At 60.4% G+C, this 19,433-nt stretch carries 19 protein-coding genes; 15 read left to right on the top strand and 4 right to left on the bottom strand.

Going from position 1 to position 19,433, the window contains the following annotated elements; all coding sequences use genetic code 11:
- Positions 1-11: 11 nt before the first annotated feature.
- Positions 12-1,475, bottom strand: a complete 1,464-nt coding sequence (locus HB675_RS13780; RefSeq protein WP_213878881.1) for an efflux transporter outer membrane subunit — start codon at positions 1,473-1,475, stop codon at positions 12-14.
- Positions 1,476-1,613: 138 nt separating this feature from the next.
- Between HB675_RS13780 and HB675_RS13775 the strand changes: the two genes are divergently transcribed.
- From HB675_RS13775 to HB675_RS13750, 6 genes are all read left to right on the top strand, one after another.
- Positions 1,614-2,204, top strand: coding sequence for a TetR family transcriptional regulator (locus tag HB675_RS13775; RefSeq protein WP_213878880.1), 591 nt, complete (start codon positions 1,614-1,616; stop codon positions 2,202-2,204).
- Between the two features lie 34 nt (positions 2,205-2,238).
- Positions 2,239-3,030: an IclR family transcriptional regulator gene (locus tag HB675_RS13770; protein WP_213878879.1), complete on the top strand. Its 792-nt coding sequence runs from the start codon at positions 2,239-2,241 to the stop codon at positions 3,028-3,030.
- Positions 3,031-3,355: 325 nt separating this feature from the next.
- The gene (locus HB675_RS13765; protein WP_213878878.1) at positions 3,356-3,556 is read left to right on the top strand and encodes a hypothetical protein; all 201 of its coding nucleotides are present in this window, start codon (positions 3,356-3,358) and stop codon (positions 3,554-3,556) included.
- A 10-nt stretch (positions 3,557-3,566) separates the two neighbouring features.
- A complete protein-coding gene (locus HB675_RS13760; RefSeq protein ID WP_213878877.1) occupies positions 3,567-4,490 on the top strand; it encodes an efflux RND transporter periplasmic adaptor subunit in 924 nt (307 codons plus the stop codon).
- A gap of 62 nt (positions 4,491-4,552) precedes the next feature.
- Positions 4,553-6,568 (top strand): FUSC family protein, encoded by a 2,016-nt coding sequence (locus HB675_RS13755; protein WP_213878876.1) that lies wholly within the window; start codon positions 4,553-4,555, stop codon positions 6,566-6,568.
- A gap of 42 nt (positions 6,569-6,610) precedes the next feature.
- Positions 6,611-7,600 carry a LysR family transcriptional regulator gene (locus HB675_RS13750; protein WP_213878875.1) on the top strand — a complete coding sequence of 330 codons (990 nt, stop codon included), beginning with the start codon at positions 6,611-6,613 and terminating at the stop codon, positions 7,598-7,600.
- A gap of 88 nt (positions 7,601-7,688) precedes the next feature.
- Here HB675_RS13750 and HB675_RS13745 read toward each other — a convergent pair whose 3' ends face one another.
- The gene (locus HB675_RS13745; protein WP_213878874.1) at positions 7,689-8,990 is read right to left on the bottom strand and encodes an NAD(P)/FAD-dependent oxidoreductase; all 1,302 of its coding nucleotides are present in this window, start codon (positions 8,988-8,990) and stop codon (positions 7,689-7,691) included.
- Between the two features lie 103 nt (positions 8,991-9,093).
- The gene (locus HB675_RS13740; RefSeq protein WP_213878873.1) at positions 9,094-9,858 is read right to left on the bottom strand and encodes a glucose 1-dehydrogenase; all 765 of its coding nucleotides are present in this window, start codon (positions 9,856-9,858) and stop codon (positions 9,094-9,096) included.
- Between the two features lie 232 nt (positions 9,859-10,090).
- Between HB675_RS13740 and HB675_RS13735 the strand changes: the two genes are divergently transcribed.
- A complete protein-coding gene (locus HB675_RS13735) occupies positions 10,091-10,987 on the top strand; it encodes a LysR substrate-binding domain-containing protein (protein WP_213878872.1) in 897 nt (298 codons plus the stop codon).
- A 51-nt stretch (positions 10,988-11,038) separates the two neighbouring features.
- Here HB675_RS13735 and HB675_RS13730 read toward each other — a convergent pair whose 3' ends face one another.
- Positions 11,039-12,298 (bottom strand): outer membrane beta-barrel protein, encoded by a 1,260-nt coding sequence (locus HB675_RS13730; protein WP_345945768.1) that lies wholly within the window; start codon positions 12,296-12,298, stop codon positions 11,039-11,041.
- A gap of 362 nt (positions 12,299-12,660) precedes the next feature.
- Between HB675_RS13730 and HB675_RS13725 the strand changes: the two genes are divergently transcribed.
- From HB675_RS13725 to HB675_RS13690, 8 genes are all read left to right on the top strand, one after another.
- Positions 12,661-13,158, top strand: coding sequence for a hydroxyquinol 1,2-dioxygenase (locus tag HB675_RS13725; RefSeq protein WP_213879036.1), 498 nt, complete (start codon positions 12,661-12,663; stop codon positions 13,156-13,158).
- A gap of 47 nt (positions 13,159-13,205) precedes the next feature.
- Positions 13,206-14,231 carry a hydroxyquinol 1,2-dioxygenase gene (locus tag HB675_RS13720; RefSeq protein WP_213878870.1) on the top strand — a complete coding sequence of 342 codons (1,026 nt, stop codon included), beginning with the start codon at positions 13,206-13,208 and terminating at the stop codon, positions 14,229-14,231.
- 91 nt (positions 14,232-14,322) lie between these two features.
- A complete protein-coding gene (locus HB675_RS13715) occupies positions 14,323-15,786 on the top strand; it encodes an aldehyde dehydrogenase family protein (protein WP_213878869.1) in 1,464 nt (487 codons plus the stop codon).
- 9 nt (positions 15,787-15,795) lie between these two features.
- Complete coding sequence (locus HB675_RS13710) at positions 15,796-16,863, top strand: maleylacetate reductase (protein WP_213878868.1); 1,068 nt, start codon at positions 15,796-15,798, stop codon at positions 16,861-16,863.
- A 43-nt stretch (positions 16,864-16,906) separates the two neighbouring features.
- Complete coding sequence (locus HB675_RS13705) at positions 16,907-17,782, top strand: dioxygenase (RefSeq protein WP_213878867.1); 876 nt, start codon at positions 16,907-16,909, stop codon at positions 17,780-17,782.
- Positions 17,779-18,090 (top strand): YciI family protein, encoded by a 312-nt coding sequence (locus tag HB675_RS13700; RefSeq protein ID WP_213878866.1) that lies wholly within the window; start codon positions 17,779-17,781, stop codon positions 18,088-18,090. The genes HB675_RS13705 and HB675_RS13700 overlap by 4 nt, the downstream gene beginning before the upstream one ends.
- Before the next feature lie 3 nt (positions 18,091-18,093).
- A complete protein-coding gene (locus HB675_RS13695) occupies positions 18,094-18,459 on the top strand; it encodes a Rieske 2Fe-2S domain-containing protein (RefSeq protein WP_213878865.1) in 366 nt (121 codons plus the stop codon).
- On the top strand, positions 18,456-19,388 hold the full coding sequence (locus tag HB675_RS13690; RefSeq protein WP_213878864.1) for an alpha/beta hydrolase: 933 nt from the start codon (positions 18,456-18,458) through the stop codon (positions 19,386-19,388). The genes HB675_RS13695 and HB675_RS13690 overlap by 4 nt, the downstream gene beginning before the upstream one ends.
- The last annotated feature ends 45 nt before the right edge of the window (positions 19,389-19,433 follow it).

Below are 19,433 nucleotides of genomic sequence, written 5' to 3'. Positions count from 1 at the left end.
TCCTTGGTCGGCTATTCCAGGTGGCTATCGGCAGGGTGTGCGCTGGCCAGTTGCGTGTCGTCCCAACCCCCGCCAAGGGCACGATACAGCTGGACCTGACTTTCCAGCTGTTGCAGGCGGTTGGTTGCCAGTTGCTCACGGGCCGAGAACAGGTTGCGCTGGGCATCCAGGACCGGCAGGAAGTTTTCCACACCGTGCTGGAAGCGGTTCTGCGCCAGTTCCAGGTAAGCCTCGTTGTCATGCACCAAGTCCTCGTGGGCCTGGACCTGTTCGTCGAAGACCCCGACGGCGGCCAGGCCATCAGCGACTTCGCTGAAGGCTGTCTGGATGCTCTTCTCATAGGCCGCCACGCGAATGTCTTTCTGGATTTCAGCGTAATTGAGGTTCGCTTTCAGGCGCCCGCCGTTGAAAATCGGGATGTTGATTTGTGGAATGAACGTCCACTGGCCTTGGCCGCCCTCGAACAGGTGGGAGAGTTTTTCGCTGGCTGCCCCCGCGTTTGCGGTCAGTGTGATCGAGGGATAAAAGGCAGCCCTCGCCGCGCCGATATTGGCGTTGGCGGCGATCAAGTCACGCTCGGCGGCGCGCACATCCGGCCGCTGGCGCAAGATGTCGGCCGGCAGGCCTGCCGGGATGGAGGCCAGCATGCGTTGGGTCCAATCGCCCGAGTCGGGCAGGTTGGCTGGCATCCGTGTACCGATCAGCAGCGTCAGCGCATTCACGTCGTGGGCCACTTGATGGGTGTAGACCAGTGTCTGCGCTCGGGCGCTGTCAACCAGGGTGCGGGCCTGACGCACGCTCAAATCAGACGTGGTGCCGGCACTGTGGGCCGATTCCATGACGTTCAGCCCATGAACATAAGTGTCATAGGTCGACTGCGCGATCTTCAGCAAGTCTTGGTCGGTGCGCCAGGTCAGGTAGGCGCTGGCCACACTGGCCACCAGGCCGACCTGAACGCTGTGCTGGGCTTCCTCGGTGGCCAGGTAGGTCTGCAGCGCGCTCTCGTTCAGGCTTCGAATACGGCCGAACACGTCCAGTTCATATGAGGTGATACCGACGTTGAGCTCGTAGTTGCCAAAGGTCCCGGTCTTGCCCGGAATCGAAAGGTCACCGGCCAAGCGTTGCTTGGCTCCCTCGCCATCGACGCCCACGGTCGGCAGCAGTTCCGAACGCTGGATACGGAACAGCGCGCGGTACGCATTGACGTTCAGGGCCGCCTGGCGCAGGTCGCGGTTATTGGTCAGGGAAAGCCCGATCAACTGGCGCATGGCGGGGTCACGAAAGAACTGCTGCCAGTGCAGGTCAGCAATCGACTTGGCGCTGTTGGCCGCACCGACGGACGAGGTCTTGTACGAGGGGCCTTGTGGCCAGGCCTGATCCACGGGCGCTTCAGGCCGATGGTAGGCGGGAATCAAGCTGCAACCTTGCAGGCTGACGCCGAGCAAGGTGGCGAATGTAAGGGCTGTCCACTTCATGATTGTTACCTGATCACATGAAAACGGGAAATGCGGAGTGTACCGTAATGCGAGAAAGTGTACCATGATGTGGCCCAGCTGCAACATCAGGATTTAACGCCTGTGCAGCCATTGCTCAAAGTATCGAGGGACCCTTGCATGGCCAGAAAGACCGCAGAAGAAACAGAACAGACGCGGCTCAAATTGATAGAGTCCGGCGCGCGCATGTTTGCCAGATACGGGTACGCCTACTCGACCCTGGATGACATCGCACAATGCGCGGGGCTGAGCCGAGGTGCGGTGTATTGGCATTTCAAAGGAAAAGGCGAGTTGTTGCAGCTGATCCTGGGTGCATCGTCGCTGCCTCTGGAGGATTTCATCGCGCCGGGCACGGCGCTGGCCCAAGGCTTTGAACAGCTGGGCCGTGCACTGGTTGAAACCTTGAGCGTTGGCCGTTACCGCGATCTGTTCACCATTTTATTGAAAGAGGGGGATACCGAGTCCGGGCAGTGCCCCGTGGTGGCGCGCTGGCAATTGGTCCAGGACAACCTGCAAGAGCAGTTCAAGCGGCTGCTAGTGGTTGACAGTCAATCAGGCAAGCAGACCAACGCCCAAGCCCAGGTGATGCGGCTGGCGGTCACGGGTCTGCTGTTTGAGTCGTTGTTCAGTCAGCAGAGCGCTGAGTCCCTGGCGCACGGATTGGTTTGTACCCTGCTGGAACGGACCACAGTTGCCGCCCCGCAGTATTAACGCTGTAATACATCCCTTTATCTGGAGTGAACTCATGTCTGACTCAAGTGATCCGACGGAGAACAAGCAGTCCGGTATCCAGGTTATCGCTCGTGCCGCGGCTATCTTGCGCGCACTGGGCAGTAACGCTGGCGGTCTGAGCCTCTCGGCGATCGCCCAAATCGTCACACTGCCGCGTTCCACCGTGCATCGAATCATTGTGGCATTGGAGGAAGAGCACCTGGTCGAGTCCATCGGCCCCTCCGGCGGGTTTCGTCTGGGCCACGCTTTCGGTCAGCTGATTCATCAGACCCAGGCCGACATCATCTCCAGCGTGCGCGAATACTTGAATAACCTCTCGACTCAGGTCCGTGAGTCGGTGTGCCTGGCGACACTGGCAGGTGATAAGGTCAACGTCGTCGACTGCATCATTTTCGAGCGCGAGTTGCGGGTGGTGTTTTCGGTGGGCATCGAGGCGCCGGCGTACGCGACGGCGGCAGGCAAGATCATGTTGTCGGCATTTTCCGATGAGGCATTGCAGGCGATCTTGCCTAAAAAATTGCCGGTGCTCACTGAAAACACATTGAGCCGCGCCCAGTTGGTGACCCAATTGAAGGAAGTGCGCAGTTCGGCGGTGGCAGTGGATGAGCAGGAGCATCTGGAGGGTGTTTGCACCTTTGCCGTGGCATTGGAGACTTACCTGGGCAATTACTCCATCAGCATCATCGCCCCCAGCATCCGCGCGTCGCGCAATGGCGACGCCTATAAAGAAGCGCTGATGGACTGCAAGTACGACATCGAGAAGAAAATCGGTCGCATGTCCAAAGCGATGGCTGCCGCTCGCTGATTATACCCTTCGCGTCTTCCTGGCTTGGCCGGCACTGCTTGTGCCGGCGCTCGCACTCTGTCTTCTCCGTCGATCCTCTGGGCCTCCTGAAGCCTTTCGAGGGGTTTTCGTGTGCTCGAGGGGTGGCAGATTGCCGCAGGCAACCTATTTCTAAAGACGTCCGTTGTCTCGCATGGCGGAAACCTGTATCGTAATGTGGACGTTGAGTGATTGGCTTTCCAGGCCCTCTCATCGGCTCGCCGGTGGCCGTCTTCGCGGTCATCGCAGCCGTCGCAAAAGCAACCGAGTTCTGCGTACGCAGCCCTGAACCAGAGGACCACGTGTCATGTCCGTGCACGAAGTGAGTTTTCAGGGGTTACTGCTCAGCCCGTTATTCCTGATGGTGCTGATCGCCGTTGCCCTGACCAGTGTCACCGCCCGGGTGGTTGATCGAATCATTCCGTACTCCATGCAGCGCAACGAAAGTCTGCTGTGCATGTTGCTCTTCATGTTGATCCTTGCCGGGCTGGTACGAATTACTTTTTGAGAGACGAAAAATGAAAAAAGCAGCAAACGTTGCCATGACGCTGGTGCTGATTGGCGCCATAGGCTTATGTCTGGTTTATGTCTGGGACAGCTACATGTATACGCCTTGGACCCGCGATGGTCGGGTCAGGGCTGACGTGGTCAATATCGCCCCGGACGTGTCTGGCTGGATTGATGAGTTGCATGCCGAGAACGCCCGCCAGGTAAAAGCCGGGGATGTTTTGTTCACGGTGGACCGGGCGCGCTATCAAGTAGCCGCCGACCTGGCTCAGGCGCAGACAGACAGCGCCAAGGTCGCCTGGGACCGCGCTGGCAATGTCTACAAGCGCCGCGCGGCCATGAGCACGGACGCAGTCAGCCGCGAGGAGCTGGATACTTCGCGCCTGGACATGCTGGAAAAGCAAGCGGCTTACAACCAGTCTGTGGCGAACCTGAATGGGGCCAGGCTGGATTTGACGCGGACCACGTACGTGTCACCGGTGGATGGCAAGATCATCAACCTGGAACTTGAAAAAGGTGACTTCGTCAATCGGGGTGTGAACCGTCTGGCCCTGGTCAGGGACAACAGCTACTACGTCACCGGCTACTTCGAGGAGACCAAGATTCCGGCGATCAAGATCGGCGACAAGGTCGAGATCTGGCTGATGGCCGGGACGCAGAAGCTCGAAGGTCATGTCGAGTCTGTCGACAGCGGTATCTCCAACACCAACAGCACGCCGGGCAACCAGATGCTGCCAAGTGTCGAGGCAACATTCGCCTGGGTGCGCCTGGCGCAGCGTATACCGGTCAACATCAAGATCGACCAGGTACCTGACGGCCTGCAACTGAGCTCGGGGATGTCGGCAACCCTCAAGGTCGATATTCCGGTCGGGGACGCGCGCGACCAGCGTTCGGTTTCGCATGCGCTGGCGGAAGACGTGCGTTCGGTGTTGTAAGGCCCAATTAATACAGTTGCAGCCCATGCCCTGCACCTGCTGGTAAAGTCGAGGCAAAAATCATGGCGTCAGCGCTGGATTCCTATTTGTTGGGCAACAAGGTGGCGGTCAAGACCGGCATCAAAATGAGTATCTCAGTCTGGGGTGCACTGTTCTTTGCCTTGATGTTCAATTTCGAACACCCGGTCTGGGCGATGATCACGGGGATGATTTCATTCTTTGCACCGGATCATGCCCAGGTGGTGAAGAAGTGCCTGTTCCAGTGTTTCAGTACGGTAGTAGGCGGCACCCTGGGTGTCGCCGTCATGGCGGTCGTCGGGCAAAGTCCGATGTTGGCCGGGCTGTCCGTCGCTGCCATTATCTTCATGGCTTCATCGCTGTCTTACCATACTCGCGATGCCAACCTCACGTTCATGTGCGCGATCTTTGCCGTCACGGTATGCATCATGGTGATGGTGCCGGTGACGCTAGGGCCTACCAGTGACGAGATCTATCAGATTTTTGTGGACCGCATCGGCACGATCATCGTTGGCATTGTCTGGGCGTCGTTCATCAGCGCCTGCCTATGGCCGGTATTCAGTTCGGACTTGCTGCGCCTTTCCTCCGGTCGGTTGTTCAAGGCGCTGTGTGCACTGAGTTCCGGTTTCCCTGCGGGACCTGAAGCGTTGCATAAGCGCCTTGCAGCCGTTTACGGCGGCATTATCGAATATGCCGATCTGGCCGACCATTGCGACTTTGAAGGGGCGTGGGGCAGAAGGGGCGCGCAGATTGCCCGGGAAATGAACAAGGTGGCCATCGAGGTCAGTACTCAGGCCTATGTACTCCAACAGTTAGGTCCTGTGCCGTATCAGCAGTTGGCGTGCGAACTCGATGAACTGGACCTGTTGGTCAAGGGGGTCGCCAGTCAACCCATCCCTGCCGATGCCGATCTGTTTCGCCTGGAAAGTTTTGCCGAAGATGTTCGCGAGCGTGCCGCACGCTTTGTCCATGAGGACGGTGAACTCAACATGCTGTTGCTCAAAGTTGCGGACCTGGCGACGCAGTTCAAGGCCTTCGCCCAGCTCTATGCGAGCTTGATGCGGGCGGAGCGGGTTAGCGTCAAGGGCGTCAGCGTCCGTCGCCACCAGCAGTTGGCCAATTGCTTCATTACTGGGGGGCGGTCGGCCACCTTGTTTCTGCTGGCCTACACGTTCTGGTATGCATCCGGTTGGACATACGGCTTCCTCGGCTGCGTCGTCCCGGTTGTCTTCAGCATCATGCTGGGCAAGTTGCCTCACCCGGAAATGATCTTGAAGAACATCGTCATCGGTTACTTTTTCGCGATTCCGTTCGGGTTGGTCGTCAACAGCTTGCTGGCTGAAGCACCCAGTGCGTTCGAGATGCTGTTCATCGTCGGCGCGCCCTGCCTTTTCTTCGGTTTGATGGGCCTGTCCAGTTTGATGAGCTTCGCCTATAGCCTGGGTTTCAATATCTCTTTCATGGTCTTTCTGCTTCCGCAGAACGTCCACGAAATCAACATTGGCTTCGATATCGAGCGCACATTTTGCGTGGGCCTTGTCACGGCGTTGCTGGCGTTTCTTTATGTGTGGATTCCCAGGAAGCGGGTATTGCGCAACCCGGCTCGGGTCAGTGAGGTCTTCGAGCCGGATCTCCAGCGGTTTCTGACCGACAGTTCGGTGCAACGCACCTCGTCCACAGCACTGGCCGACGGTGTAGGCCTGGTCATCGACAAGATGGTCTACATCTCGATTTACGAGGCGCCCGAGAAGAAGCCCGAACTGATCGAGCAGGCCTCCCGGGTGATCTTCCTGATGAGCCAGGTGCGCAGGGTCAGTGCCTATATCGAAGCCAGCACACTCGCACCCTCGACGGAGAAGATGCTCGGCGACTGGCGCGGCGAATTGCTGGCCAACTACAGGGACGGCACCGACCGCGATGATCATGCCTTGGCGAGCGAGGTCGCCAGTGCTACCCGTGCCCATGGGCAGCCTGCACGGGATTCGGTTGATGTTGCAGGCCAAGGTTATTTGCAGGCCATGGACCAGTTGACACGCGGTGTGTTTATTCCGAGCCCTTGATCAGGCTTACGACGAGGTCGTCATATGGACAAGTTTCAAGCCATGCAAGCGTTCGCCCATGTGGTGGAGCAAGTCAGCTTCAGCAAGGCTTCCGCCACCATGGGGGTGGGGACCCCCACAATCACCCGGCACATCCAGCAGCTGGAAAACTACCTGGGCGTGGTATTGCTCAATCGGACCACGCGGCGCTTGAGCCTGACCCCGGACGGGCTGCATTACTACGATTACTGCAAGCGAATCCTGGCGGACGTGCAGCGCGCGGAGAAGACGCTGCCGGGTGCCACTCAATCGCTGCGGGGCAAGCTGCGGGTTGATATATCCCATGCCCTGGCCCGCCAGGTGATCCTTCCGGCAGTCAGTGGGTTCATTGAGCGGTACCCGCAGATTCAGTTGACCATCGGGCTGGACGATCGTATCGCCAGCCTGATCCAGGAAAATATTGATTGTGCGATACGCATCGGCATTCCCCAGGATTCGAACTTCTTGATTGCCCGGCGCTTGGCATCGGTCGAATGGATCACCTGTGCCAGCCCCAGATACCTGCAAAAGCACGGCACGCCGGTGCAACTGCGCGACCTTACGCGGCACCAGGCGGTGGGTTACTGCCATCCACAGTCGGGCAAGTATCAGGAATGGAGCTTTGTCTGCAACGATGAGCCGGTGAGCGTGGAGATGAGCTACGCGATCGCGGTCAATGAGACCTCGGCTTATATCGGCTGTGGCCTGGACGGCCTGGGATTGCTGCGGATACCCGCCTGCCTTGTGCAGAGTGATCTTGACAGCGGCCGTCTGGTCGCCGTGCTGCCGCAGTTTGCGAGCGCCGGCGATCCCGTTTCCGTCGTCTATCCCAACGGTAATCGCTCGTCCTTGACCGTCCGGGTCTTTACTGACTGGGTGCAAGCGTTATTTGCGCCCTCGGCGCCCGAGGGTACGGCCAATAAGGCCTCCTTCCATGGATCAGACCGCCCCTTGGTCCACTACTCCTCAGGAACCGCTCATGAAACAGCCTCGTCACCGGGTTACAATTCATGAAACGGCTTAAAAGCAAACAATGACGGCCACCGCAATCGACATCGGCACGGTCACTCCAGGTTGACGGGATGTCGACGCGGCAAAAGGATCAGTGCAGTTTCAGTCGCGTCTTGGTGCTACGACCGATTCGGTCTCCCAGCACCCTCAAGCCGGTTCGAATGAGGCCGAAAAGCGCCACCTGATGCATGCGATACAGTGAGACGTAGAAACACTTGGCCAGCCAGCCTTCGACCTTCACGCTGCCCATGACCGTTCCCATCAAATTGCCGACGGCGGTGAAATGGGAAAGTGACACCAACGACCCATAGTCTTTGTAGCGGTAAGTGAGAGGGGAGCGCCCCTTGAGTTGCGCGGCGAAGCTATTGACCAGCAGTGATGCTTGCTGATGCGCCGACTGGGCGCGGGGTGGGACATTGCCCAAGCCATCGCCCAGCGAGCATGCTGCACAGTCGCCGATGGCGTAGATGCGCTCGTCGCGAGTGGTTTGCAGCGTCGGTCGGACCACCAGCTGATTGATCCGATTGGTTTCCAGCTCGGCGAGGTCTTTCAGAAACGCCGGTGCGCAGATTCCCGCCGCCCAGACTTTCAGTGTGGCCGGAATCAGCGTGCCGTCCCGGGTCTTGAAACCCTCCGCTGTCACTTCCTGAACGGCCGAGGAGGTCAAGACATCCACCTTGAGTTTGATCAACTCCCGGTGGACCGCGTTGCCGATCCGGTCAGGGAGGGCCGGGAGCACCTTCGGGCCAGCCTCCAGCACGGTGATGTGCATGTCTTCGGGTTTGATGCCGTGCAATCCGTACGCCGACAGTTCCTGTGCCGAATTCCTCAATTCGGCTGCCAGCTCCACACCGGTCGCGCCCGCCCCGACGATGCCGATGGTGATCTTCTGACGTTCTCCGGTGTAGGCATTCGCGTGCGCACCCAAGTAGTGGTTGAGCAATTGCCGGTGGAAGCGCTCCGCCTGCTCGGTGGTGTCGAGAAACAGGCAATGCTCGGCGGCGCCCTGGGTACCAAAATCGTTGGTTTTGCTACCCACCGCGATGATCAGTTGATCGTAGGCCAGGCTGCGTTCGGCAATGACCACTTGGCCATTCTCGTCGAGCAGCGGCGTCAGGTGGATCAGCCGCTGTTCTCGGTCGATTGCACTGAGCCGACCCACCTGAAATTCGAAATGGTTCCACTTCGCCTGGGCGACGTAGTTGACCTCGTTGTCCGAGGTGCTCATGGAGCCCGCAGCCACCTCATGCAACAACGGCTTCCAGATGTGCGTGGCGTTGGCATCGACCAGTGTGATGCGCGCCTTGCCTTTGCGCCCCAGGCGCTGCCCCAATCCTGTAGCGAGTTCGAGGCCGCCGGCGCCTCCTCCTACGACAACGATGTTGATTGGCATGTGTTGAGTCTCCTGCCTGAATAAAAAAAGCGGCGCCAGCCACTGGGCTGTTCCGATGGCTGCGCCGCTGACGGTTTGCCAGCCTGGCGGGTGGGTGAAACCGTCAGTGTGCCGTTTGGCCACCGTCCACCAGGTACACCTGGCCGGTGACGAAGCTGGCAGCGGGGGAGCACAGGAACAACACCATACCGCTCATTTCCTCGGGCTCGGCCGGGCGGCCGATGGGGCTGTTGTTCATCAAAGCCTCCCGGGTAGCTGGGTCGTTCAGCCAGCGCTCGGTCATGGCCGACGCCACCAGGCCCGGAGCCAGGGCGTTGACGCGAATCCCCTCGCGGGCGTAATCCAGCGCCGCGGCACGGGTGAGGCCTACCACCCCGTGTTTGGCCGCCACGTAGGGCGCCATGCTCGGGTCGGCAACCACGCCGGCGACCGAAGCGGTGTTGACAATCGCGCCACCACCGGACTTCAACATCGCCTGGATCTGGAACTTCATGCACAAAAAGACGCCTTTAAGATCGACGCTGATGATCTTGTCGAAATCGGCCTCGGTTTGCTGGGCCAAAGGCGCTGTGGGGGGCAGGATGCCGGCGTTGTTGAACGCCGCGTCGATCTTGCCGAAGCGCTCTAACGCCGTGGCCACCAAGGCTTCGACAGACTCGGCGTTACTGACATCGGTCTGGACGAAGATTGCGCTGCCGCCCTGGTCTTCGATGGCTTTGACCGTGTCGTTGGCTCGGATGTCTACATCACCGATTACCACGTTCGCACCGTTGTTGGCGAACGCCAGAGCGGTGGCGCGGCCAATGCCGGTGGCGGCGCCGGTGATCACGACCGTTTTACCGGCATAGTCAAAAGGATTGAGAACCATGAAATGTCCTTGGGTGGTCTGAAGGGGCCGGCAGCAGGGGCGTAAAACAGGCGAGATCCACGCGCCCTGAAAATGCATTGCAGGCATGAAAAATCGGTGGATCAGATCGCTGCTCCACCGCGCGAAAGCTTTGATAAGCTGTGTTTGACGAGATTTATACTAACGCTGGGGGGAGAGATTACCCAATACATTCGAAGGCTGATAAAATGCTTTAAAAGCATGAGTAGACCTGATGGAACTGCGCCACCTGAAGTACTTCGTCGCCGTGGTCGAGTGCGGCGGGGTCACCGCCGCGAGCACCGCGCTGCATACCTCGCAGCCCTCGCTGGGACGCCAATTACGTGACCTTGAGCTGCACATTGGCGCCGATCTGTTCCTGCGCGATCGTCGGCGCTACGCGCTGACACCGGCCGGTGAAGTATTCCTGGAGGAGGCGCGGCTGGTGCTGGCGCTTGCCGAGCGCGCCGTGGCGCGCGCTCGTGATGCCGCTCGGCAACAGGGGGGGCGCTTGCTGGTAGGGTTCGATTACGGTCTTGAAGCCGGCCATACGGCGCACTTGATGGAGGCCCTGCGCGGGCCGCATCAGGGCATGGATCTGGTCATGCGCAGTCAGCCCTCGCCGCAATCGATCAGCCAGGTCCGCTCAGGGCAACTGGACGCGGCATTTGTGCTGCTCAGTGACGGCATACGCGGTCTGGCCTGTCATGTGCTGCAGCGCGACCCCATCATCGCGGCCATTTCCGTTGAGCACCCCTTGGCGAAGAAGTCCGTGATTGCAGTGTCGGACCTCGCCCACGAACCGCTGATCTTTGCCAGCAGCAAGCTGGCGCCCGTGCTGTATCAAGCGACTCTGGCGTATGGGCAGCGCAACGGTGTGCACCTGCGGGGCGCTTATGAGCCGGAAAGCATGATGATGGCCTACTCCTTGGTCAGCTCGCTCAAAGGGATTTGTCTCTTGCCGGAATACACCACCCGTACCTTCCCGAAAAACGTGGTCGGCGTGCCGTTGCAAGGCGATATTCCGACGGTGGCGCAGGCGCTCGTGTGGCGGCCGGACAACGACTCGGCGCCGTTGGCGGCCATACTGGCGAGCTTCAATGTCCAAAGCGCGATGGCGGCGGACGATTGAGGTTTATCCACCGCCTTACCCAAGGCGAAAGGGCGACCCTCAACAAAGGGTTCAAAAGTAGTACAGCGCCTGCACGGTTGCGGTCGTTTGCTGGCGATTTCTGTCATTGCCAAAGGGCCGGTCATCGGCATTCCCGGTAAACCAGTCGTATCTGATCTCGGGTCGTAGCGACAGGTTACGGGTAGCCTCATAGCGCAGGCCCAGGGTGATACCGTTGAACGATCCCCGCGCTACGGATACCGGGAACAGTGCAAAACCCTGAGGGTCGCTGAAATGCTCTGCCCTGGCGGAAAACGCTAAATCCTGGCGATACTGATACGTCAGCGAGCTGTTCACGCCCCACCAATGAGCGCCGGAAAAACCCGGCCCGGTGACGATATCGACAGTGCCAGGTTTGCCGTCGCCATCTTGACGTCCAGCCACGGCCTCGGCGCCGATGGACCAATGGTTATCCAACGCAAACCAGCCATTCAACGAGTGCTGTTGTCTGAATTGTGCACTGGATGAAACCAGGCGGTAAGTCGGCGCCTGTATATCGTCCGACGAATTGTTCTGGGCGTTACCAACGATGAACTCATAATCGATCCACCCCCGCATGTCGGCGGTGCGCCAGCGTAAAGCACCCAGTACCGATTTGCTGTTGTTGTTATCGCGCAGATTGTTCAGCCCCTGGACAATGCCCAGTTCGCCACCCAACAGGCTCGTTCCGCTGTCGAGCATGCGGGTGCCGAGCACAATGCCGCTCACCGTGCCGGGCTCGGTCACGAAGGCATAAGTCTTGGTCGCGAAGGCATTGCGTGCCAGACGGATATTGGGCGGAATTTCATAACCAATCCCCGGCCCGAAAATCCCCGCCATGATACTCACGCCGGTGCCATACGGCAGATAGGCCGTGGCAAACAGGTCCGGGACGGCATAGAAGTTCTGCCGGCGCCGCTGAGCCTTGGCGGTCGCCGATGCACCGGGCTCGTTGATGCCCCAATGCTCATCCCAGCCTGTGGTTCGGGCGAACTGGCCGTCACGACCGTACAACATGCCCACGGTAAAGCCGAACGAATAATCCTGGTCTTGCGGGCCTGGAAGCGGTGTGGCCCGGGGCAAGTAACGACTGTCGAGAGGCTTTTCGATAAACAGATTGAAAAACGCCAGTTCAAACTTCTCATCGGCATATCCTGCCACCGGCAAGTTGGTCAGGCCGCCGCGGCGTTCAGTGCGGGTGGAGGTGGTGTTGCGCGAGTATCCGGCGTCAATGATGCCATGGATTTTTATACCGGTATCGCGTTCCAGTCCGGGAATCAACCCTGCGGCCAAGTCGCCTTCTCCGGGTGGCGAGGGAGAGGCAGCACACAGCGTGCACGATAACATCGCGCATAAGGAGGCGAGGGGCTTACGCATGGAGTGTCGACCTTGTTTTTATTGTATGGACCACTGGGCAGGGCGCCCCTTGTGTGCCCAGACGGTAAATTCACCGTGGCTGTCCGACAAGGCCAATATGGCCGAATAGAGTTTTCATGAAACGCGAACAACCGTGTCGTGGGTCAACCGATGCGCGGGGCTTGAACCGCGTTGTTCGCGTTTCGCGAACAGTCATTTCGCCCAGACTGGCCTTGTTAGCTCAGGGGACCCGCCTTAACGTGGAGCCACTCAAACACAAAAATAACAGGGCAACGACGATGAGTACTCAACCTGCATTCAAGACAGTTTTCGGTTCATTGGAGCACTACACCAAAGGGTCGATCGAACTGGTCACCGGCAAGAAAAGCCACTATGCCTTTTCCAATATCTTCGAAGTCGCTGCACAATCGGCGCCCTACGAGAAAGTCGTCGTGGGCCTCAACCTCGGCTATGTCATCGAAGCTATTCGCGCAGAAGGTACTTCCGCTTGGTTCGCCTGTTCCCACGACGAGTTTGTGATCTCGGTCGATGGCAGCCTGCGCATCGATTTTCTCAAACTGGACCTGCCGCCAGCCAGCGGCGACGGCACCCAGTTGGCCGGTGAACTCCCCAAAGGCCGCCCCATGGGCTACGTGCTGCTCAAGCGCGGACATCAAGCGCTGCTGCCCGCGGGCTGCGCCTATCGCTTTGAAGCCAGCAACGCTTGCGTGCTGTTGCAGCAGACGGTGCAGGGCCCGCTCAGCATCGAGAAGTGGGCTGACATCTGCTTGAAATGATCCGTGTTCTGACCTCGACATCACTCCAAAAATAAAAGGAGCCAACCATGGCTATGCTCGAAGCGGTTGAAACCGAAAATGCGCTGTCCTTTGCCGAAGATTCAGTGGCTGCCAGCGCCGCTCACCCTGTCACGGGCTACAAGGCCTTTGAGCTGGGTGCCTTCAAGCTTTCCCGCGACGAATACTTCGCCCGTATCGAATGGCCGGCCAAGGGCGAGCAGCGCTCGCACTTGATCCCGGCGGACGCCTTTCTGCGCTCGGTCATGCGTGATGTGGCCTGGGGCTTTTTCTACGGTTGGGTCAATTTCGACCACGTGTTCGGCACCCGCAATCACTATGGCAAGGTCGATATGTACGCCGGCACCTTCAACGGCGTGCTCAAGGCGGCGGGTGTCGATTACACCGAGCAATTCGAGACGCCATTGATCATGGCGACCTTCAAGGCGATCCTGCGCGACTGGACCAACGCCGGGTTCGACCCCTTCGCCGCGCCCTCGGAAACCGGGACAGCGTTTGGCCGTAAAAACGGCAATAACATCGAAGCCATCGAGCGCTTCCGTGTGGCCACTCGGCGTATGCCGGGCCTCGAAGGTGATTCGCCCTTGCGCGACGACCTTCCGGTCAACCGTCAATTTGCCGATGTTGCCCAGGACGAGCCTGAAGTGCACGCCGCCGAGGGCTTCGAGGGCCAGTTGCATGCGTTCAGTCTGTACAAATACCTGTCGCGCTCCGACGTCAGCTGGAACCCGTCGGTGACGTCGGTGTGCCGCACCAGCCTGTTTTGCCCGACCACCGAAGAGTTTGTGCTGCCCATCGTGCATGGCAACGACCGCATCGAGTGGTTTTTGCAGCTCAGTGACGAGATCGTCTGGGATATCGGCGACAAGGACGATGGCAATCCCCGCGCGCGGATCACCATGCGCGCCGGGGACATCTGCGCGATGCCCGCCGATATTCGTCACCAAGGCTACTCGACCAAGCGCTCGATGCTGCTGGTCTGGGAGAACGCCACGCCCAACCTGCCCCAGCGCTATGAGAGCGGCGAGTTGAAGCCGTACCCCGTCGAGTTCTGATTCGCACGCCCCGGCAATCCAGGCTGGGCCGTTCGCCCCACATTCGTCTATTCAACAGCGCCGTCACTGGCGCTGCAGGGAGCCTTTGCTCATGCAAAACCAATTGTTCATCGATGGCCAGTTCGTCCGCGCCCTGGAAGGCGGCGAAATCGACGTCTTCAACCCGGCCAATGGCGAGGTGATCACCCGTATTGCCGCTGCGCAGGCCGAGGATGTCGATCTCGCTGTCGCTGCAGCGAAGCGCGCGTTCCCGGCCTGGGCGGCGACCCCAGGCGCAGAGCGCGGCCGCTTGTTGCTCAAGCTCGCCGATCGGATCGAAGCCTGTAGCGACGAGCTGGCGCGCCTGGAGTCGCTGGACACCGGACACCCATTGCGCGATTCGCGCGTTCTCGACGTACCGCGCACCGCGGCTTGCTTCCGTTATTTCGGCGGTATCGCCGACAAGATCGAGGGCAAGGTGATCCCGGTTGACGCGGGCTTTCTCAACTACGTGCAGCGCAAGCCTATCGGCGTGGTAGGGCAGATCGTGCCATGGAATTTCCCGTTGATGTTCACCAGCTGGAAGATGGGCCCGGCGCTGGCCGCCGGTAACACCGTTGTGCTCAAACCGTCGGAGCTGACGCCTTTGTCCACGCTGCGAATCGCCGAGTTGATGAAAGAAGTCGGTTTCCCGGACGGCGTGGTCAATATCGTTCCCGGTTACGGGCATACCGCCGGACAACGTCTGGCCGAACACCCCGATGTCGGCAAGATCGCCTTCACAGGCTCCACGGCCACGGGGCGCCGCATCGTCGAAGCCTCCCAAGGCAATCTCAAGCGCGTGCAGTTGGAGCTGGGTGGCAAAGGCGCCAATATCGTTTTCGAAGATGCCAACCTCGAGGCGGCTGTCAATGGCGCCGCTTGGGCGATCTTTCATAACCAGGGCCAGGCCTGTATCGCCGGCTCGCGCCTGCTGTTGCAGGAAAGCATCGCCGACGAGTTCCTTGAGCGCTTCATTACCCTGGCGCGCTCCATTCGCCTCGGCGATCCGCTGGATGCCAAGACCGAAATGGGGCCACTGACGTCGGCGCTGCACCGCGATCGTGTGTTGTCGTTCGTCGACATCGCTCGCCAGCAGGGTGGCCGCATTCTCACCGGCGGCAAGGCGCCAAGCGACCCGGCACTGGCTTCGGGCTTTTATGTCGAACCGACCGTGGTCGAGGCGAGCCCGGGTGATCGGGTGGCTCAGGAGGAGGTCTTCGGTCCATTCGTAACGGTATTGCGCTTCAAGACCGAAGAGGAGGCCCTGGCAATCGCCAACGGGACCGATTACGGGCTGGGCAGCGGTCTATGGACCCGTGACCTGCAGCGCGCCCACCGTGTGGCGGAGCAGATCAACGTCGGCATGTGCTGGATCAACTGCTACAAGCGCGTCAGCCCCGGCAGCCCGTTCGGTGGTCTGGGGCAATCGGGCTACGGCCGCGAGATGGGCTTTGACGCCATTCACGATTACACCGAGGCGCGCTCGGTGTGGGTCAACGTCGACGCCAAGATCCTTCCCCACTACCCACGCTGAGGTGATCCCATGAATTCATTCATCTATCAGGGCACGGCAACGCGCGTGATTTTTGGCCCCGGCAAGCTGGCCAGTCTCAGCGACGAAATTCAGCGCCTGGGTGCTCGCCGTGCGTTGATATTGACGACCCCGGAGCAACAAGAGCTGGGCGAGCAGGTGGCCCGCTTGTTGGGGGAGCGCAGCGCCGGCGTCTATCCCGAGGCGGTGATGCACGTGCCGCTGGAAACCGCCCAGGCCGCCCGTGAAGAGGCCGTGCGCCGCGAAGCGGATTGCTGCGTCGCGGTGGGTGGCGGCTCGACCATTGGCCTAGGCAAGGCGATTGCGATGGACAGCGGTTTGCCGATCCTGGCAGTGCCGACCACCTATGCCGGCTCGGAGATGACGCCGATCTATGGCTTGACTGAAAATCGTCTGAAAAAAACCGGGCGCGACCCCCGCGTATTGCCCAGGACCGTGATCTACGATCCGCAGTTGACCCTGACCCTGCCGGCGGGAATGTCGGCCTGCTCTGGCATGAACGCCATGGCCCACGCAATCGAAGCGCTGTACGCCGAAGATGCCAACCCGGTGATCTCGTTGATGGCTGAGGAGTCGATTCGCGCGCTGGCGCAGTCACTACCGAAAATCGTCGACGATCCGCAAAACATCGAGGCACGCGGACAAGCGTTGCAAGGTGCGTGGCTGGCCGGTATCTGCCTGGGCTCGGTGGGCATGGCCATCCATCACAAGCTCTGCCACACCTTGGGCGGCACCTTCAACCTTCCTCATGCTCAGGCGCACGCCATCGTTTTGCCCCACGCCGCGCACTACAACCGCGAAGCTGCGGCCGAGCCGTTGCGCCGCGCCGCGCGGGCCCTGGGCGGCGAGCACGCCGATGAAGTCGGGCCGTTGCTGTACGCCTTGAACCGTCGGCTGGGCATTCCCTTGGCCCTGGCCGAGATCGGCTTTCCCGAACACGGCCCGGCTGAAGCTGCGCGCGTTGCCTGCGCCAGCCCTTATTACAACCCGCGGCCGTTCGAACAGCATGCCATCGAGGCCTTGCTGACCCATGCATTGCAAGGGCAAGCGCCGGCCTGAGCGGGCTTGCGCCGATCTACGAATGCCAGATGAGACTATAAAAATGAGCCCTCCAGACCTTGCCTCCGAACGTGAAATTACTGCCCGCGCCGTCAACAGCTTTGCCCATACGCCCGACGCGCGCTTGCGCTTCTTGCTGCAGAAGCTGGTCGGACATCTGCACCAATTCGCCGCCGAGGTCGAGCTGAGTGAAGCTGAGTGGTCCAAGGCGATCCAGTTCCTGACCGCCACCGGGCAAAAGTGTGACGACGTGGTTCGTCAGGAATTTATCCTGCTTTCCGATGTGCTGGGGCTGTCGATGCTGGTGGACGCCATTGAGCACCGTAATGGTGTTCAGGCCACCGAAAGCACGGTCTTCGGGCCGTTCTACATCGCCGGCATGCCCGATCGTGAATACGGCGAAAACATGGCACTGATTCCTGGCAGCGCTTCATTGATTACCGGCTCTGTTCGCGATCCTGACGGCAACCCGCTACCAGGCGCCACCCTGGACGTCTGGCAGACCGCCGAAAACGGCCAGTACTCGGGCCAGGATGTTACCCAGCCGCACGGCAACCTGCGAGGCCGCTATCGCGCCGACCAACACGGCCGCTATGCGATTCGCAGCGTGGTGCCGGTCAGCTATCCAATCCCCACGGACGGCCCCGTGGGTACGCTGCTGCAGGCATCGGATCGGCATCCGTGGCGGCCTGCGCACTTGCATTTCATGCTCGACGCGCCAGGCCATCGGCGCCTGGTGACGCATGTGTTCAATGATGACGATCCCTATATCGATTCCGATGCGGTGTTCGGCGTCAAGGACTCGCTGCGGGTGGCGTATCAACCCTGCAGCAGTGCCCATCCCTTGGCGGGGCAGTTCGACATCGGTATGGACTTTCATCACGCGCATTTCGACTTCGTTCTGGAGGGCCGGGCATGAGTCAGTTCTTCGCTATTTTCGCGACCGACAAGCCTGATCTGGAGTCACTTCGCCTCCAGATTCGTCCGCAGCATCGTCAGTATCTGCGTGAGCCTCATCCGCATCGTGTGGTGGTGCGCTTGGGCGGGCCGACGCTGACCAGCGGCGCAGGCTTGATGAACGGCACGTTGCTGGTGGTCGAGGCTGGCAGTCTGAGCGAGACGGAGGCTTTTTTTGCCGATGATCCGTACGTTCGAGCCGGGTTGTTCGAGCGCGTCGAGATCCGCCCCTGGCGCTGGGGCCTGGGCAATCCACAGATGGAAGCCTGAGCGATGACTGCCATTGCGCTGTGCGCTGTCGATCAGGTCCCCGATGGCGGTGCGCTTGGGCTGCAGGCAACGTTGAAGGGGCAGCCTACTGCCTTGGTGGCCGTGCGGCGAGGTGCGCAAGTGTGGGTCTATGGCAATCGCTGCCCGCATTTTTCCATCCCGCTGGACTATCAGCCCGGCACGTTCAGTACCTATCAGGGGCAACTGCTGATGTGTGCGCACCATTCGGCGATATTCAGGTTCGATGATGGCCACTGCATCGATGGTCCCTGCCAAGGCGCCCATCTGGACAGCGTCGCGGTGTATCAGCAGGACGGCCAACTATGGTTGGCCGAGATTCACAACGCGCCCGAGCGGGTGCATTCATGAGCGGAGAAGCAACCATGGCGCTTGATGTCGAGTCTGCCCAGTTACTTGCACAATTGGCCGAGAGCGGTGCGAAGCCGTTTCACTTGCTGGACCCCGTGCAAGCGCGCGAACTCCTCGCAGGCCTGCGCCCCGAGCCCGGAGGGCCGGCCATGCAGCACGTCGAAGAGCTGCAATTGGGTCCGACGCGCTTACGTGTACTGAAGCCCGATGCCTCGGTGCGCGGCGCCATTCTGTATCTGCATGGCGGTGGCTGGGTAGTCGGTGGGCTGGATGATTTCGACTGTTTCGCCCGCCGGTTGGCGCAGCGTACCCAGTGCACTGTGGTGTTGGTCGACTATCGCCTGGCCCCGGAGTTTCCGTTTCCGGCGGCGCTCGATGATGTCGAGCGGGCTGCGCAGTGGCTGGTGGAGCGCCGTGCCAAGTTGGCCGGCGCCCACGGCACACTGCTCATTGCTGGCGATAGTGCCGGCGGCAACCTGGCGGCGGTGTTCGCCCAGCGCGCGGCCCGGCACGCCGAGCAGCACTGGGCCTTGCAGGTGTTGATCTATCCCGTCACCCAGGCTGATCTCGATGGCCCGGCTTACCTCGACCCGCAACGCCAGTTACTGCTGAGCCGCGAAGACATGCGCTGGTTCTGGGGGCACTACCTGGCCGATGCCGGCCAGCGCCAACAGATCGACGCTTCACCGCTGGCCGCCAGGGACCTGCAGGGAGTTCCGCCGGCAGTGGTGCTGACAGCCGAGTTCGATGTGCTACGTGACGAAGGCCAGGCCTACGCCGACCGCCTGGCGCAAGCCGGTATCACGGTGATCGAGCGCTGTTTCAGCGGGCAGATGCACGGCTTCGTGACCCTGCCAATGCTGCGCGCCAGTGACCAGGCACTGGAGTGGCTGGGCGAGCAGATCGAACCCTGGTTGCAACCCGTTTAACCCTGGCAATACCGATCCAGGGCCCCCCTTACAAAAACAACAAGA

The organism is Pseudomonas sp. dw_358 (genome assembly GCF_018449655.1).
Taxonomy (GTDB): Bacteria; Pseudomonadota; Gammaproteobacteria; order Pseudomonadales; family Pseudomonadaceae; genus Aquipseudomonas.
This window is presented reverse-complemented; position numbering and strand designations above follow the sequence as displayed.

What these genes read in the sequence shown, in the direction of transcription:
- HB675_RS13780 (WP_213878881.1), bottom strand. Translation starts at nt 1,475, where the DNA reads ATGAAGTGGACAGCCCTTACATTCGCCACCTTGCTCGGCGTCAGCCTG.
- HB675_RS13775 (WP_213878880.1), top strand. Translation starts at nt 1,614, where the DNA reads ATGGCCAGAAAGACCGCAGAAGAAACAGAACAGACGCGGCTCAAATTG.
- HB675_RS13770 (WP_213878879.1), top strand. Translation starts at nt 2,239, where the DNA reads ATGTCTGACTCAAGTGATCCGACGGAGAACAAGCAGTCCGGTATCCAG.
- HB675_RS13765 (WP_213878878.1), top strand. Translation starts at nt 3,356, where the DNA reads ATGTCCGTGCACGAAGTGAGTTTTCAGGGGTTACTGCTCAGCCCGTTA.
- HB675_RS13760 (WP_213878877.1), top strand. Translation starts at nt 3,567, where the DNA reads ATGAAAAAAGCAGCAAACGTTGCCATGACGCTGGTGCTGATTGGCGCC.
- HB675_RS13755 (WP_213878876.1), top strand. Translation starts at nt 4,553, where the DNA reads ATGGCGTCAGCGCTGGATTCCTATTTGTTGGGCAACAAGGTGGCGGTC.
- HB675_RS13750 (WP_213878875.1), top strand. Translation starts at nt 6,611, where the DNA reads ATGCAAGCGTTCGCCCATGTGGTGGAGCAAGTCAGCTTCAGCAAGGCT.
- HB675_RS13745 (WP_213878874.1), bottom strand. Translation starts at nt 8,990, where the DNA reads ATGCCAATCAACATCGTTGTCGTAGGAGGAGGCGCCGGCGGCCTCGAA.
- HB675_RS13740 (WP_213878873.1), bottom strand. Translation starts at nt 9,858, where the DNA reads ATGGTTCTCAATCCTTTTGACTATGCCGGTAAAACGGTCGTGATCACC.
- HB675_RS13735 (WP_213878872.1), top strand. Translation starts at nt 10,091, where the DNA reads ATGGAACTGCGCCACCTGAAGTACTTCGTCGCCGTGGTCGAGTGCGGC.
- HB675_RS13725 (WP_213879036.1), top strand. Translation starts at nt 12,661, where the DNA reads ATGAGTACTCAACCTGCATTCAAGACAGTTTTCGGTTCATTGGAGCAC.
- HB675_RS13720 (WP_213878870.1), top strand. Translation starts at nt 13,206, where the DNA reads ATGGCTATGCTCGAAGCGGTTGAAACCGAAAATGCGCTGTCCTTTGCC.
- HB675_RS13715 (WP_213878869.1), top strand. Translation starts at nt 14,323, where the DNA reads ATGCAAAACCAATTGTTCATCGATGGCCAGTTCGTCCGCGCCCTGGAA.
- HB675_RS13710 (WP_213878868.1), top strand. Translation starts at nt 15,796, where the DNA reads ATGAATTCATTCATCTATCAGGGCACGGCAACGCGCGTGATTTTTGGC.
- HB675_RS13705 (WP_213878867.1), top strand. Translation starts at nt 16,907, where the DNA reads ATGAGCCCTCCAGACCTTGCCTCCGAACGTGAAATTACTGCCCGCGCC.
- HB675_RS13700 (WP_213878866.1), top strand. Translation starts at nt 17,779, where the DNA reads ATGAGTCAGTTCTTCGCTATTTTCGCGACCGACAAGCCTGATCTGGAG.
- HB675_RS13695 (WP_213878865.1), top strand. Translation starts at nt 18,094, where the DNA reads ATGACTGCCATTGCGCTGTGCGCTGTCGATCAGGTCCCCGATGGCGGT.
- HB675_RS13690 (WP_213878864.1), top strand. Translation starts at nt 18,456, where the DNA reads ATGAGCGGAGAAGCAACCATGGCGCTTGATGTCGAGTCTGCCCAGTTA.